At 69.3% G+C, this 13217-nt stretch carries 14 protein-coding genes; 9 read left to right on the forward strand and 5 right to left on the reverse strand.

The window, feature by feature from the left end:
* From ACQI46_RS03300 to ACQI46_RS03340, 9 genes are all read left to right on the forward strand, one after another.
* Entirely contained in the window at nt 1-2214 is a 2214-nt protein-coding gene (locus tag ACQI46_RS03300) for an AAA family ATPase (RefSeq protein WP_427092493.1), read from the forward strand.
* Between the two features lie 83 nt (nt 2215-2297).
* Nucleotides 2298-2717, forward strand: coding sequence for a DUF1707 SHOCT-like domain-containing protein (locus ACQI46_RS03305; protein WP_427092494.1), 420 nt, complete (start codon nt 2298-2300; stop codon nt 2715-2717).
* 215 nt (nt 2718-2932) lie between these two features.
* Nucleotides 2933-5827, forward strand: coding sequence for a Na+/H+ antiporter subunit A (locus tag ACQI46_RS03310; RefSeq protein WP_427092495.1), 2895 nt, complete (start codon nt 2933-2935; stop codon nt 5825-5827).
* The gene (locus ACQI46_RS03315) at nt 5824-6294 is read left to right on the forward strand and encodes a Na(+)/H(+) antiporter subunit C (protein WP_427092496.1); all 471 of its coding nucleotides are present in this window, start codon (nt 5824-5826) and stop codon (nt 6292-6294) included. Before ACQI46_RS03310 ends, ACQI46_RS03315 begins: the two co-directional genes overlap by 4 nt.
* Entirely contained in the window at nt 6291-7910 is a 1620-nt protein-coding gene (locus ACQI46_RS03320; protein WP_427092497.1) for a Na+/H+ antiporter subunit D, read from the forward strand. The genes ACQI46_RS03315 and ACQI46_RS03320 overlap by 4 nt, the downstream gene beginning before the upstream one ends.
* The gene (locus tag ACQI46_RS03325) at nt 7907-8461 is read left to right on the forward strand and encodes a Na+/H+ antiporter subunit E (RefSeq protein ID WP_427092498.1); all 555 of its coding nucleotides are present in this window, start codon (nt 7907-7909) and stop codon (nt 8459-8461) included. Before ACQI46_RS03320 ends, ACQI46_RS03325 begins: the two co-directional genes overlap by 4 nt.
* Nucleotides 8458-8745 (forward strand): monovalent cation/H+ antiporter complex subunit F, encoded by a 288-nt coding sequence (locus ACQI46_RS03330; protein WP_427092499.1) that lies wholly within the window; start codon nt 8458-8460, stop codon nt 8743-8745. Before ACQI46_RS03325 ends, ACQI46_RS03330 begins: the two co-directional genes overlap by 4 nt.
* Entirely contained in the window at nt 8742-9110 is a 369-nt protein-coding gene (gene mnhG, locus ACQI46_RS03335) for a monovalent cation/H(+) antiporter subunit G (RefSeq protein ID WP_427092500.1), read from the forward strand. The genes ACQI46_RS03330 and mnhG overlap by 4 nt, the downstream gene beginning before the upstream one ends.
* The gene (locus ACQI46_RS03340) at nt 9091-9864 is read left to right on the forward strand and encodes an SAM-dependent methyltransferase (protein WP_427092501.1); all 774 of its coding nucleotides are present in this window, start codon (nt 9091-9093) and stop codon (nt 9862-9864) included. Before mnhG ends, ACQI46_RS03340 begins: the two co-directional genes overlap by 20 nt.
* 3 nt (nt 9865-9867) lie before the next feature.
* Here ACQI46_RS03340 and ACQI46_RS03345 read toward each other — a convergent pair whose 3' ends face one another.
* The 5 genes from ACQI46_RS03345 to ACQI46_RS03365 are packed head-to-tail and all read right to left on the reverse strand — an operon-like array spanning nt 9868 to nt 13182.
* Complete coding sequence (locus ACQI46_RS03345; protein WP_427092502.1) at nt 9868-10500, reverse strand: LON peptidase substrate-binding domain-containing protein; 633 nt, start codon at nt 10498-10500, stop codon at nt 9868-9870.
* A 2-nt stretch (nt 10501-10502) separates the two neighbouring features.
* Complete coding sequence (locus ACQI46_RS03350) at nt 10503-11633, reverse strand: glutamate--cysteine ligase (RefSeq protein ID WP_427092503.1); 1131 nt, start codon at nt 11631-11633, stop codon at nt 10503-10505.
* Nucleotides 11614-12339 (reverse strand): superoxide dismutase[Cu-Zn], encoded by a 726-nt coding sequence (sodC, locus tag ACQI46_RS03355; RefSeq protein ID WP_427092504.1) that lies wholly within the window; start codon nt 12337-12339, stop codon nt 11614-11616. Before sodC ends, ACQI46_RS03350 begins: the two co-directional genes overlap by 20 nt.
* Before the next feature lie 25 nt (nt 12340-12364).
* The gene (locus ACQI46_RS03360; RefSeq protein ID WP_427092505.1) at nt 12365-12820 is read right to left on the reverse strand and encodes a LytR C-terminal domain-containing protein; all 456 of its coding nucleotides are present in this window, start codon (nt 12818-12820) and stop codon (nt 12365-12367) included.
* Between the two features lie 53 nt (nt 12821-12873).
* Nucleotides 12874-13182: a DUF3263 domain-containing protein gene (locus ACQI46_RS03365; RefSeq protein ID WP_260761685.1), complete on the reverse strand. Its 309-nt coding sequence runs from the start codon at nt 13180-13182 to the stop codon at nt 12874-12876.
* Nucleotides 13183-13217 lie beyond the last annotated feature (35 nt).

The raw sequence follows: 13217 nt of genomic DNA on the forward strand, positions 1-13217 counted from the left end.
ATGTCGTCGCTGGAGGAGTCCTCGTCGCGCCACGGAACGCCACCGCATCTGACGCTGACCGCGCGGCTGAACACCTCCGCACTGGACTCGCGGCGCGGCGTGGTGCGGCTGCACCCCGAGGCGATCGCCGCCCTGGGCATCCGCGAGTGGGACGCGGTCTCACTGACCGGTTCGCGCACCACCGCCGCGGTCGTCGGGGTCGCTCCGCCGGGCACGCCGACCGGCACCGCGCTGCTGGACGACGTGACGCTGTCCAACGCGGGTCTGCGCGAGGACACCGCGGTGCTGGTTGCCCCGGTGACGGTGTACGGCGCCCGGGAGGTGACGCTGAGCGGGTCGCTTCTGGCCACCCGGTCGCTGTCACCGGCGACGCTGCGACAAGCGTTGCTGGGCAAGGTGATGACGGTCGGTGACACGGTCTCGCTGTTGCCGCGTGACCTCGGCCCCGGCACGTCGACGTCGGCCGCCAGCACCGCCCTGGCCACCGCGGTCGGGATCACCTGGACCTCGGAGCTGTTGACCGTGACCGGCGTGGATCCGGCCGGGCCGGTGAGCGTACAGCCCAATTCCCTGGTCTGCTGGGGTGATTCACCGCGGTCGACACCGACGGAGGACACCGGCACGCACGTCGTCACACCATCGGCGCCGCCGGCCATCGGTTTCGACGACCTCAAAGGTGCGCACACACAGGCCGCCCGGCTCAGAGAGTGGCTCAAGCTGGCCCTCGACCAACCCGAACTGCTCGAAAAGCTCGGCGCCACCGCCAATCTCGGCGTGCTGGTGTCCGGGCCTGCCGGTGTCGGCAAGGCCACGCTGGTGCGCACGGTGTGCGCCGACCGCCGGCTGGTCGAACTCGACGGACCCGAGGTCGGCTCGCTACGCGCCGAGGACCGTCTGGCGAAGGTGACCACCGCGGTCGCCGCGGTCCGCGACGGCGGAGGTGTGCTGCTGGTCAGCGACATCGACGCGCTGCTGCCGGTGCCCGCCGATCCGGTGGCCACGCTGATCCTGGGCGAGCTCCGCACGGCCGTGTCCACCCGCGGGGTCGCGTTCGTGGCCACCACCGCACGACCCGACGCGGTCGACCCGCGGCTGCGTTCACCGGAGCTGTGTGACCGCGAGCTCGGGCTGAGCCTGCCCGACGGCGCCGTGCGCGCCCAGCTGCTCGAGACACTGCTGCGCGACGTCCCGGCCAGCGACCTGAAACTGACCGAGATCGCCGACCGCACACCGGGGTTCGTGGTGGCCGATCTGGGCGCACTGGTGCGTGAGGCGGCGCTGCGCGCCGCCGCGCGGGCCAGTGAGAACGGCGAAGACCCGGCTCTGCGCCAAGAGGATCTGACCGGTGCGCTGGACGTGATCCGGCCGCTGTCGCGCTCGGCGACCGAGGAGGTGTCGGTCGGGTCGGTCACCCTCGGCGATGTCGGCGACATGGCCGACACCAAGCAGGCACTGACCGAGGCGGTGTTGTGGCCGCTGCAGCACCCGGAGACGTTCGAGCGTCTCGGTGTGCAGCCGCCGCGCGGCGTGCTGCTGTACGGCCCGCCGGGCTGCGGCAAGACGTTCGTCGTGCGTGCGCTGGCCAGTTCGGGCCGGCTCAGTGTGCATGCCGTCAAGGGCGCCGAGCTGATGGACAAATGGGTCGGCTCGTCGGAGAAGGCGGTGCGCGAGCTGTTCCAGCGGGCCCGCGATTCGGCCCCGTCGTTGGTGTTCCTCGACGAGATCGACGCGCTGGCGCCGCGACGCGGCCAGAGCTTCGACTCCGGGGTGACCGACCGGGTGGTCGCGGCGATGCTGACCGAGCTCGACGGCATCGAACCGCTGCGCGACGTCGTGGTGGTCGGCGCGACCAACCGGCCGGACCTGATCGACCCGGCGCTGCTGCGACCGGGTCGGCTGGAGAAGCTGGTGTTCGTCGAACCGCCCGACGCCGAGGCGCGCACACAGATCCTGCGGACGGCGGGCAAGGCGGTGCCGCTGGTGGCGGAGGGGCCCGACGCCGTGGACCTCGAATCGCTGGCCGCCGAACTGGACGGCTACAGCGCCGCCGACTGCGTGGCGTTGCTGCGCGAAGCCGCGCTGACCGCGATGCGCCGTTCCATCGACGCTGCCGACGTCACGGCCGCCGACGTCGCCAAGGCGCGCGAGGCGGTGCGCCCGTCGCTCGATCCGGCGCAGGTGGACGCGCTGCGCGCGTTCGCCGACAACCGCTGAGCGACTCGCGACCAAAGTATCTTGACACTGGCTAGATACACGCGCATCGTGGAACTAGTCACTGTCAAGATAGGAGGGTAGCCATGAGTACGTCCACCCCGCTGCGCGCCGGAGATCTCGACCGGGACGCCACCGCGGCGGTTCTCGGTCAGGCACTGACCGAGGGCTACCTCGGCGTCGCCGAGTTCGACGCGCGTCTGCAGGCGGTCTACGACGCCGCCACGACCCCGGACCTGAGCCGGCTCACCGCCGACCTGCCGGTCGCCCGGCTACGCCGCAACGACCCGCGCCGTCGGGCTGCCCGCCGCGCCGCCGCGCGCCGGGGTCTGCAGCTGCACCTGGCCGGCTACCTGACCATGGTCGTCGTCGTGCTGACGGTCTGGCTGGCCGTCGGGCTGTCGGCGGGTTCGTGGTACTTCTGGCCGGTCTGGCCGATCATGGGCGCCGGCATCGGGCTGTTCGCTCACAGCGTGCCCCTGCGTCGAATGTGCATTCCACGTTGAGATCTCGCCACGCGACGCGCGAGGACTGCGATTTCGCCGACGAGGGAGGTTCGGACGCCCGCGCTGCCACGACTCCGACTCCGACAGGGCTCCCCGTAGACTGGGCGACGACTTCGGAGTCCGTCGGCTGACACACACGTGGCCCTTTGCCCGACGGGTTTCGCCCCCGGGTGTCTCCACGGGCGCCCTTGCCGACCCCGCGACGAGACGGAGCCATGCTCGCAATCCTTGCTGCCCACGCAGTGGCCACGGTGCTGGCTCCGCTGCTGGTGTACCGCTGGGGGCGGCGGGCGTTCTATCCGCTGGCGGTGGTGCCGCTGGTGTCCCTCGGATGGGTGTTCACGAACTGGCCGGCCCGCGGCGAATCCCACTCGGTGACGGTGTCGTGGGTGCCCGGCTTGTCGATGGACATCGCGCTGCGCTTCGACCCGCTCTCGGCGGTGATGAGCGTGCTGGTGCTGGCCATCGGCGCTCTGGTCCTTTTCTACTGCGCCGACTACTTCCGCCACCACGACGACCGGATCGAGCGCAGGCTGCCCAGCTTCGCCGCCGAACTGGTCGCCTTCTCCGGCGCCATGTTCGGCCTGGTCACCAGCGACAACATGCTGGTGCTCTACGTGTTCTGGGAAATCACGACGGTGCTGTCGTTCCTGCTCGTCGGCCACTACGCCGAACGGGCCACCAGCCGTCGCGCCGCCACCCAGGCACTGCTGGTCACGACATTCGGCGGGCTGGCGATGCTGGTCGGGATCGTCGTGCTGGGCAACATGACCGGGACCTACCTGTTGTCGGAGCTGATCGCCGAGCCCCCCACCGGACTGGCCGCATCGGTCGGCGTGGTGCTGATCCTGGTCGGGGCACTGTCGAAGTCGGCGATCGTCCCGTTGCACTTCTGGCTGCCCGGCGCCATGGCCGCGCCGACGCCGGTGAGCGCCTACCTGCACGCCGCGGCCATGGTCAAAGCCGGTGTCTACCTGATCGCGCGGATGACGCCCGGGTTCGCGAACGCTCCGGAATGGCGTCCGACGGTCGTCGGTCTGGGCCTGTTGACCATGCTGGTGGCCGGGTGGCGCGCCATCCGCGAATACGACCTCAAGCTCATCCTGGCATTCGGCACCGTCAGCCAGCTCGGGTTCATCACGATCATGGTCGGCGCCGGAGGCAGCGAGATGATGCTGGCCGGGTTGGCCCTGCTCTGCGCGCACGCGATGTTCAAGGCCACGCTGTTCATGGTCGTGGGCATCATCGACCACGCCACCGGCACCCGCGACATCCGCCGCCTCGCATGGCTCGGTGACCGCAGCAAGCCGCTGCTGATCATTGCGTGCGGCGCCGCGGCGAGCATGGCCGCGCTGCCGCCGTTCTTCGGGTTCGTCGCCAAAGAGGCCGACTTCGAGACCGTGCTGTACAGCCCCTATCTGGGTGCTTGGTCGCCGTACGTGCTGGCCGGTGTCGTCATCGGCTCGATCCTGACCACGGTGTACACGCTGCGCTTCGTGTTCGGCGCGTTCGGGCGCAAAGGCCTGCCGCAACCCAGCACCCGCGTCGCCGAGATGCACCGGCCTGAACTGACCTTCCTGATCCCGCCGGCCATCCTGTCGGCCGCCGGTCTGATCTTCGGGGTCTGGCCCGATCCGCTGGACCGGGTGCTCGGCGACTACGCCGCGACAGTGCCCGACCCCGCGACGTACGAAGCCGACTATCACTTGGCGCTGTGGCACGGCCTGGGGCTGCCGCTGCTGTTGTCGGCGGTGGTGATCGCCGCCGGCATCGCGATGTATCTGGCCCGCGGCCGGCTCCGGCGGTTCCGGCTGGGGTTCCTGCCGCTGGCCAACGCCGACCGCGTCTACGACGCGGTGCTGCGCGCCGCCGACGTGGCGTCGGTGCGGGCTACTGCGGTCACCCAACGCGGATCGCTTCCGGCCACCCAGGCCGTCATCCTCTCCACGCTGGTGCTGCTGCCCATCGCGGTGCTGAGCCTGGGCACCCGCGACCGGCCGCACTTCGAGCTGTGGGACACACCCCCGCTGGTGGTGGTGGGCGTCTTCATGGTCGCCGCCGCGCTCGGTGCGACCGTGATGCGCAACAGGCTGGCCGCCGTGCTCATGGTCGGGGTCACCGGTTACGGCTGCGGCGTGATCTTCGCGTTCCACGGCGCCCCCGACCTGGCGCTGACCCAGTTCCTGGTGGAAACACTGACCCTGGTGGCGTTCGTGCTGGTGTTGCGCACACTGCCCGCCGAGACCGGTCGCGCAGACATCATCCGCCTGCGGGTGCCGCGCGCGGCGCTCGCGGTCGCGGTCGGTGCCGCGGTCAGCACGCTGGCCGCGTTCGCCATCGCCGCGCGCAGCGGCCGGCCCCTGGCCGATCTGCTGCCGGACGCCGCCTACCTGCGCGGCCACGGGGCGAACACCGTCAACGTGCTGCTCGTCGACATCCGTGCGTGGGACACCATGGGCGAGGTCTCGGTGCTCCTGGTCGCCGCCACCGGCGTCGCGTCCATGGTGTTCCGCAACCGGCGCTTCGGCGTCGCGCCCCGCGTCTCCGACGCCGGTCAGCCCGATATCGGCCAGTTGGCCGTCGGCACCCGCAACAGCCCGGCCGCGGGCGACATCACCTGGCTGCGGGGAAGCGAGTTGCGCGACCCCCGGCACCGCTCGCTGGTGCTCGAGGTCGCGACGCGGCTGATCTTCCCGGTGATGATGGTCCTCTCGGCGTACTTCTTCTTCGCCGGCCACAACACTCCCGGCGGCGGGTTCGCGGGCGGCCTGATGGCCGGTCTGGCTCTGGTGCTGCGGTACCTGGCCGGCGGCCGCTACGAGCTCGGTGAGACGCTGCCGCTCGACGCCGGGAAGATCCTGGGCGCGGGCCTGACGCTGGCAGCGGGAACCGCCGCGGCGTCGTTGCTCGTCGGCGCACCCGCACTGTCGTCGGCGCTGATCGAATTCGAGGTACCGGTACTGGGCACGGTCAAGTTCGTCACCGCACTGTTCTTCGACCTCGGCGTCTACCTGATCGTGGTCGGTCTGGTGCTCGACGTGCTGCGGAGCCTCGGCGCGCGCATCGACGTCGAACTCTCCGAGCAGCGACCGGCGGTGAGTCGCCGATGACCGCCTACGTCGTCTCGCTGATCGTCATCGGTGTGCTCACCAGCGCCGGGGTCTACTTGCTGCTGGAGCGCAACCTGACCCGGATGCTGTTGGGATTGCTGCTGATCAGCAACGCGGTGAACCTGCTGCTCCTGTCGGTCGGCGGATCCTCGGGCAACCCACCGGTGCGCGGGCGCACCAGTGGCGACAGCGCGCTGACAGCCGACCCGCTTGTGCAGGCGATGATCCTGACCGCCATCGTCATCACCATGGGTGTGGCCGCGTTCGTGCTGGCGTTGACCTACCGCTCCTACCGGATCAACACGATCGAGGAAGTCAGCAACGACCCTGAGGACTTCCGGGTGTCGCAGCTGTCGGGCAAGGAGTCCGCCGAGGAGATCGTCGAGGAACTCGCACCCGACCGCGCCATCGACACCGACCTGCCCGACGAGCTCGACGCACTCCCAGGATTCGAGGGATCCCGATGAGCGGCGTCGAGGTCGCGTCCGTGCTGACCCCCCTGCCGGTCCTGATCCCGATGCTGGCTGCGGCGCTCACGTTGTTCGCCGGCCGCCGGCCGCGCCTGCAGCGCGTCGTCACCGTGATCGCGCTGACGGTCGTGGTCGCCGTCTCGGCGGCGCTGGTCTACCTCGCCGACCGGCACGGCACGCATGCGCTGCAGGTCGGCGGGTGGGGCCCCACCGAGGAGGGCCTGGGACCGCTGGGCATCACGCTGGTGGTCGACCGGCTCTCGGCGATGATGCTGATCGTCTCGGCGATCGTCCTGCTGGCGGTGGTCTTCTACGCGATCGGACAGGGTATCCGCGACGGCGACGAGCGCCAGCCGGTGTCGATCTTCCTGCCGACCTATCTGGTCCTCTCGGCAGGCGTGTTCATGGCGTTCCTGGCCGGCGACCTGTTCAACCTGTTCGTCGGTTTCGAGGTGCTGCTGACCGCCAGCTTCGTGCTGTTGACCATCGGCGGCAGCAAGGAGCGGGTGCGCGCCGGGATCTCGTACGTGATGGTTTCGATGGTGTCGTCGCTGGTGTTCCTGATCGGCATCGCGCTGGTGTACGCCGCGACGGGCACGCTGAACATGGCCGAGCTGTCCCTGCGGCTGGGCGGGGTGACCGAAGGGACCCGCTCCGCTCTGTTCGCGGTGCTGCTGGTGGCCTTCGGCATCAAGGCCGCGGTGTTCCCGCTGTCGGCGTGGCTGCCGGACTCCTACCCCACCGCGCCGGCTCCGGTGACCGCGGTGTTCGCCGGCCTGCTGACCAAAGTCGGTGTGTACGCGATCATCCGTGCGCACTCGCTGCTGTTCCCGGGTGGCAGTTTGGACCGGGTGCTGTTGGTGGCCGGGCTGTTCACGATGGTGGTCGGCATCTTCGGTGCGATCGCACAGAGCGACATCAAGCGTCTGCTGTCGTTCACCCTGGTCAGCCACATCGGCTACATGGTGTTCGGCATCGCGCTGTCCAGCCAGCTGGGCATGTCGGGCGCGATCTACTACGTGGCCCATCACATCCTGGTGCAGACGACGTTGTTCCTGGTGGTCGGCCTGATCGAGCGGCAGGCGGGGGCCTCGACCCTGGAACGATTGGGCGGCTTGGCCGCGGCCAGCCCGGTGCTGGCGTTCGTGTTCGTGGTGCCGGCGCTGAACCTCGGCGGCATTCCGCCGTTCTCCGGTTTCATCGGCAAGGTTGCGCTGCTCGAGGCGGGCGCCGAGATCGGTTCGGTCCTGGCGTGGGTCCTCGTCGCGGGCAGTGTCGTGACGAGCCTGTTGACGCTGTACGTGGTCGCCCGGGTCTGGACGAAGGCGTTCTGGCGCTCACGCAAGGACGCGCCCGAGGGCCACCTGTCCGCGGCGGCGCCGGCGGTGCTGCTCGACGACACCGAGGATTCGATGGACATCGAGTACGTCGACCGCGACGACGTGGGCCGGATGCCGGTCGGCATGCTCGCCCCGACAGGCGCCCTGATAGTCGTCGGGCTGATGCTGACGGTGTTCGCCGGACCGATTTTCTCCTACAGCGACCGTGCCGCCGACGAGGTGCTCAACCGGAGTCAGTACATCACCGCGGTACTCGGGGAGCCGCCGCCATGAGGACCATCGCACTCCGCATCTGGATCGTCTGCTGGCTGATCCTGGTCTGGGTTCTGTTGTGGGGCAACATCTCCGCAGCCAACATCCTGTCCGGGCTCGCTGTGGCGCTGGTGATCACCCTGCTGCTGCCGCTGCCGCCGGTGCCGGTCGAGGGCCGGCTGCACCCGCTGTCGCTGCTGCGCCTGGTGCTCACCATGACCTACTACCTGATCGCCTCCTCGATACAGGTGGCGGCGCTGGCGCTGAAACCGGGACCGCCGCCGCTGACCGCAGTACTGCGCGTGCACATCGCCGTCCGTTCGGACTTGGTGCTGGCCTTGGCCGTCAACATGATCAACCTGACCCCGGGCACCATCGCACTGGAGATCGACCAGGCGCGCCGCATGGTCTACGTCCACGTCCTCGACGTCGGCTCCGACCGCACCGTCAAACGCTTCTACCGGCAGGTCGCCACGCAACAGAAGCTGTTGGTGGCGGCCTTCGAGCGACCGTCGGACTGGCGACCGGCCACCGAGAAGGCCGAGGAGAGCGAGGGGGTGGACACGCCATGACCGCCGTGTGGGTCGCTGCCGGAGCCATGCTGTCGGTGGCGGCCATTGCCACCATCATTCGGATGTTGTTGGGACCCACGACTTTGGACCGCCTCGTCGCCCTGGACACCCTGATCGCGGTCGCGATGTGCTCGATCGGTACGTGGGCGGCGTTCAGCCTCGACACCACCGTCACCTACAGCCTGACAGCGCTGGCGTTGATCACGTTCGTCGGCTCGGTCAGCGTGGCCAGGTTCCGCGTGCCCGATGTCGCCGACCCGGCAGACAAGGGGCCCGAACGATGACCGTCAGCGACATCATCGCCAGCGTGCTGATCCTGCTGGGGTCCGCGCTGGCGCTGACCGCGGCCATCGGTGTGGTGCGCTTTCCGGACACGCTGTCGCGAATGCACGCGGCCACCAAGCCGCAAACCCTGGGCCTGCTGTTGGTGCTGGCCGGTGCCGTCATCCGCCTGCGTGGCAACGCCGACGTCGGAATGCTCCTGTTGACCGGCATGTTCACCATCATCACCGCGCCGGTGATTGCCAACCGGGTCGGCCAGCTGGCCTACCGCGAGCAGAACATCCGCGACGACCTCCTGACCAGGGACGAAATGCATGATTTTGCCGCCGATCGGGAATCCGGCGGCCATGACTCACCGCCACGCTGACGCCTGGGGCGCCGACGAGAGCGTCGGGCGCACCGCACTCGGTGTCGCGATGGCGCGCGCGCACGAGCACTCGTCCCAGTGCCCGCTGTTCACCGACCCCTACGCCCATCTGTTCGTCGATGCCGCCGCGAGTCTCGCGCCCGATCTGTCGGCGGTGCAGCGCTCGTCGGCCGCCACCTACACCGCGACCCGGACCAAGTGGTTCGACGAGTACTTCCTCGCGGCCAGCGCGGCCGGTCTGGCGCAGGTGGTGATGCTCGCCGCCGGGCTGGACACCCGCGCGTGGCGGATGCCGTGGCTGTCCGACAGCGTCATCTACGAGGTGGATCGTCCGAAGTTGTTGCGATTCAAGGCCGCAACGCTGCAGTCTGCCGGTGCGGCACCCGCCGCGCGGTACGTTCCGGTGCCGGCAGATCTGGGCGGCGACTGGCCCCGAGCACTGCGCGAGGCCGGTTTCGACCCGAGGGAGCCGACCGCATGGTCGGTCGAAGGCCTGATGCCGTGCATCTCCGCAGCGGCGCAGACGCGACTGCTCGAGGACATCGCGGCGCTGAGCGCGCGCAGCAGCCGCATCGCCATCGAAGCGGGCTCACCTCCAGAAGGTGCGGACGTGGCGCCCTGGTTGTGCGCACACCGCTGGGATACGACCTTGATCGACGCCGCCGAACTGTTCAGCAGATATCACCGGCACCCGGACCCCGGCGGTGACAACCAGATCGGCAGGAACACCTTCGTGCAAGCCCGGCTGCTGTAGCCGTCACTGGAAGAGCTGGAACTCCACCATCGCGGTCACGGTGTCCACCGCATCGGAGAGCGCGACGATCCGCTCGGCCACCGTCGGCGCCGCCAGCACCGCGTACCGGTCGGCCTGCCCCATGGGCAGGCGAGTGGTCAACGCGTACAACCACTTTGCGGCATCACCGGACTCGTCGGCCCCGGCCACCACATCACGGCCGTGCACCTCGACCCCGCGTTTGGCGGCGATCCGCTCGAACAGAGCGACCATGCGGTCCTCGATGTCCCGGATGGCGGCGACGTCGGCGGCCGCGCCCGGCTGATCCGGCCACACCTCGACCACCGCGCGCGGATACGGATCGTCCGGCAACCATTCGAGCACCCTGATGCGTTCGCCCATCACACATTTGAGCCGGTACCGGCCCGCACCCTGGTCGGTGTGTTCGGTGATGTGGGCCAGCGCGCCGATGTCGCTGCGGGTGTCTCCACCGCCGACTTCGCGGCCCGCGGCGATCAGCACCACACCGAACGCCGGTTCCTCGGCGGCCAGGCAGGTCTGCACCAGTGCGGTGTAGCGGGGTTCGAAGATCCGCAGCGGCAGTTCCTCGCCGGGCAGCATCGCCACCTGCAGCGGGAACATCGGGATGGTCGGCACCGTCAGATCACCAGCTCGCCGACGAGCGCGTCGACCACCGCGCGCAGGTCGCCGTCGTGTTCCTCGGCGACGCGGCGCTGACGTTGATAGGACGCGCCGGTGTGATAGATGTCGGTCACCCGGGCCAGCTCGTCGGAGCAGCGCAGCGACTTCGCCACCGGCGCAAGACGTTCCAGCAGGTCGTCGAGATCCTCGGTGACCAGCCGCTCGTTGCTGTCGGCGTCGAGGATCACGATCGCGTCCAACCCGTAGCGCGCGGCACGCCACTTGTTCTCCTGCACATGCCACGGCGGCATCACCGGCAGCACCTCACCGGCATCCAAGCGGCGGTCCAGGTCGACGATCAGACAGTGAGTCAGCGCGACCAGCGCGGAGAGCTCGTGCAGATTCGACACGCCGTCGAAGATGCGGACCTCGATGGTGCCCAGATGCGGTGACGGCCGGATGTCCCACCGGATCTCGTTCATGTGGTCGATGATTCCGGTCTTCTTCTGGTCCTGCACGAAGCCCTCGAACTCACCCCACTTCTGGAAGTGGAACGGCAGCCCGGCCGTCGGCAGCTGCTGGAACATCATCGAGCGGTTGCTCGCGTAGCCGGTGTCCTCACCGTCCCAGTACGGCGACGACGCCGACAGCGCCAGCAGGTGCGGGTAGTGGTGCAGCAGCGAGGTGATGATCGGCATCACCCGGTCCGCGGAGCTGATACCGACGTGGACGTGCACACCCCAGATCAGCATCTGCCGGCCCCACCACTGCGTGCGCTTGATCAACTCGGCGTAGCGGGGGGCGTCGGTCAGCTTCTGCCCCGACCAGTGCGCGAACGGGTGCGTGCCGGCGCAGAACAGGTCCATTCCGCGTTCGCGCACGACGGTGCGGACCGGCCGCAGCGTGTCGGCCAGGTCGTCCATGGCCTGACCGGCGTTCTCGCAGATGCCGGTGACGATCTCGACGGTGTTGCGGAGCAACTCCTTGTGCACGCGCGGATTCTCACCGATCTCGGCGATCACCGACGCTGCTTCGTTGCTCAGGTCGCGGCTCTCGGCGTCGACGAGGGCGAACTCCCATTCGACGCCGACCGTCGGCCGGGCGGACCCGGCGAACTCGATCCGGCTGTCAGCCCCGGCCGATGACACCGCACGCCACCCGCGCGCCGGCGTCGCCGGTGTCCAGGGTGGTCTGGTCCGGCGGCGGGTCACCGTTGATCTGCTGGTAGCGCTCCGGCGGGATGTTGGAGTAGTTGTCCGGCTTCTCGTGGATCATGATCGCCGTGCCGCCGTCGGCGAGCAGGTCCTCCGCGGTGAACGCATCGGTGGTGGTGACGAGCCTGCCGTTGCCGTCGCTGCGGATCTGCAGCGCAGTCAGGTCGCCGGAGGCGGGATGGCCCTGCCTGTCCCGCGAGGTGTGGTAGTGACCGCCGGCGGAGTTGAAGTCGGCCGGAGCGCCGCCGGTGGGCGACACCGAGTCGGTCTCGCACTTGCCCACGGAGTGGATGTGCAGACCGTGGAACCCGGGCGTCAGCTGGCCCTGCCCGGTGGTCTCGACGGTGACGGTGGCGTAGCCGTCGGTGAATTGGATCTCCGCGGTGGCCACGGTGGCGCCCTCGGCGTCCCGGATGTCGGCGCTCAGCGTCTCACCAGAGGCTGCGGCCGCACCGCCGCCGTGCCCGGATCCATGGTCGCCCGCCTCGGTGGTCGGGGCCGGCGAACCGGTCCAGATCGGCGGTGTGGTGCCCGGCGAATCCGACGGCACCTCCCCGGGGGGCGAGCAGGCGCTCAACGCGAGCGCCGGCGCTGCGAACAGGGTGGCGACTACGGTCCTACACACGGGGGTGCTACGCATGGGCGTCCTACGCATGGGCAAGAGCCTAGCCAATGACCGCGACGATCACTCCCGCCGGTTGCTCTTCGAGCTGCGGGACGCGTGGCGCCACCGGCGCTTCGAGCAGCCGGCCGATGTCCTCGGCGGCCTTCTGCTCGGATTCGTCGCCGAAGTAGACCGTGGTCACGGTGGTTTCGGGCAATTCGAGATTGCCGGTGTCGGCGATGGTCCAGCCGTCGTCGCGCAACCGGTTGGCCGTCGACTCCGCGGCGCCGGGGACGGTCGAGATGTTGAACACCCGCACCTCGGGGCGGGGCGGCTCGGCCGACGTCGGCGTCGCCGACGTCGCGGAGGTGGTCGCCGTGGTGGCGATCGAGGCCTCGTCGTTGTCGGAGTCGTTGCCCACGGCCTGCAACGCGACCAGCAGGAAAACCACGCCGAGGAACAACAGGACCATCACCATGGCGCGCAGGGGCAGCCCTGAGGAATCTCGCTGGTTCATCGGCGCCTACTGTATCGACCCGCCGAGCTTGTGCCGAAAGAGTCAGGTCGCAATCAGGTCACATCGAAGCCGAGGCGGCGGGCGGCGCGTGCCTTCTGCCGGCTGGCCCGCAGTCTGCGGAGACGCTTGACCAGCATCGGATCGGCCGCCAGCGCTTCGGGCCGGTCCACCAGTGCGTTGAGCACCTGGTAGTAGCGGGTGGCCGACATCGAGAACAGCTCTTTGATCGCGTCTTCCTTGGAACCCGCGTACTTCCACCATTGCCGTTCGAACGCCAAGATGTCGTGTTCCCGACGGGTCAGGCCGTCGGCGGGTTCGGTGTCGTCCCCGGACTGCTCAGCCCGCGCGATCGCGCCATCCATATCGCTTCTTGGACCCTTCCGAAAAGTGAATGACA

It is taken from the genome of Mycobacterium sp. SMC-4 (assembly GCF_050205565.1).
GTDB lineage: Bacteria > Actinomycetota > Actinomycetes > Mycobacteriales > Mycobacteriaceae > Mycobacterium.

Bases quoted from the DNA above. Each gene is read 5' to 3' on its own strand.
- ACQI46_RS03300 (WP_427092493.1), top strand. From the start codon at position 1: ATGTCGTCGCTGGAGGAGTCCTCGTCGCGCCACGGAACGCCACCGCAT.
- ACQI46_RS03305 (WP_427092494.1), top strand. From the start codon at position 2,298: ATGAGTACGTCCACCCCGCTGCGCGCCGGAGATCTCGACCGGGACGCC.
- ACQI46_RS03310 (WP_427092495.1), top strand. From the start codon at position 2,933: ATGCTCGCAATCCTTGCTGCCCACGCAGTGGCCACGGTGCTGGCTCCG.
- ACQI46_RS03315 (WP_427092496.1), top strand. From the start codon at position 5,824: ATGACCGCCTACGTCGTCTCGCTGATCGTCATCGGTGTGCTCACCAGC.
- ACQI46_RS03320 (WP_427092497.1), top strand. From the start codon at position 6,291: ATGAGCGGCGTCGAGGTCGCGTCCGTGCTGACCCCCCTGCCGGTCCTG.
- ACQI46_RS03325 (WP_427092498.1), top strand. From the start codon at position 7,907: ATGAGGACCATCGCACTCCGCATCTGGATCGTCTGCTGGCTGATCCTG.
- ACQI46_RS03330 (WP_427092499.1), top strand. From the start codon at position 8,458: ATGACCGCCGTGTGGGTCGCTGCCGGAGCCATGCTGTCGGTGGCGGCC.
- mnhG (WP_427092500.1), top strand. From the start codon at position 8,742: ATGACCGTCAGCGACATCATCGCCAGCGTGCTGATCCTGCTGGGGTCC.
- ACQI46_RS03340 (WP_427092501.1), top strand. From the start codon at position 9,091: ATGACTCACCGCCACGCTGACGCCTGGGGCGCCGACGAGAGCGTCGGG.
- sodC (WP_427092504.1), bottom strand. From the start codon at position 12,339: ATGCGTAGCACCCCCGTGTGTAGGACCGTAGTCGCCACCCTGTTCGCA.
- ACQI46_RS03360 (WP_427092505.1), bottom strand. From the start codon at position 12,820: ATGAACCAGCGAGATTCCTCAGGGCTGCCCCTGCGCGCCATGGTGATG.
- ACQI46_RS03365 (WP_260761685.1), bottom strand. From the start codon at position 13,182: ATGGATGGCGCGATCGCGCGGGCTGAGCAGTCCGGGGACGACACCGAA.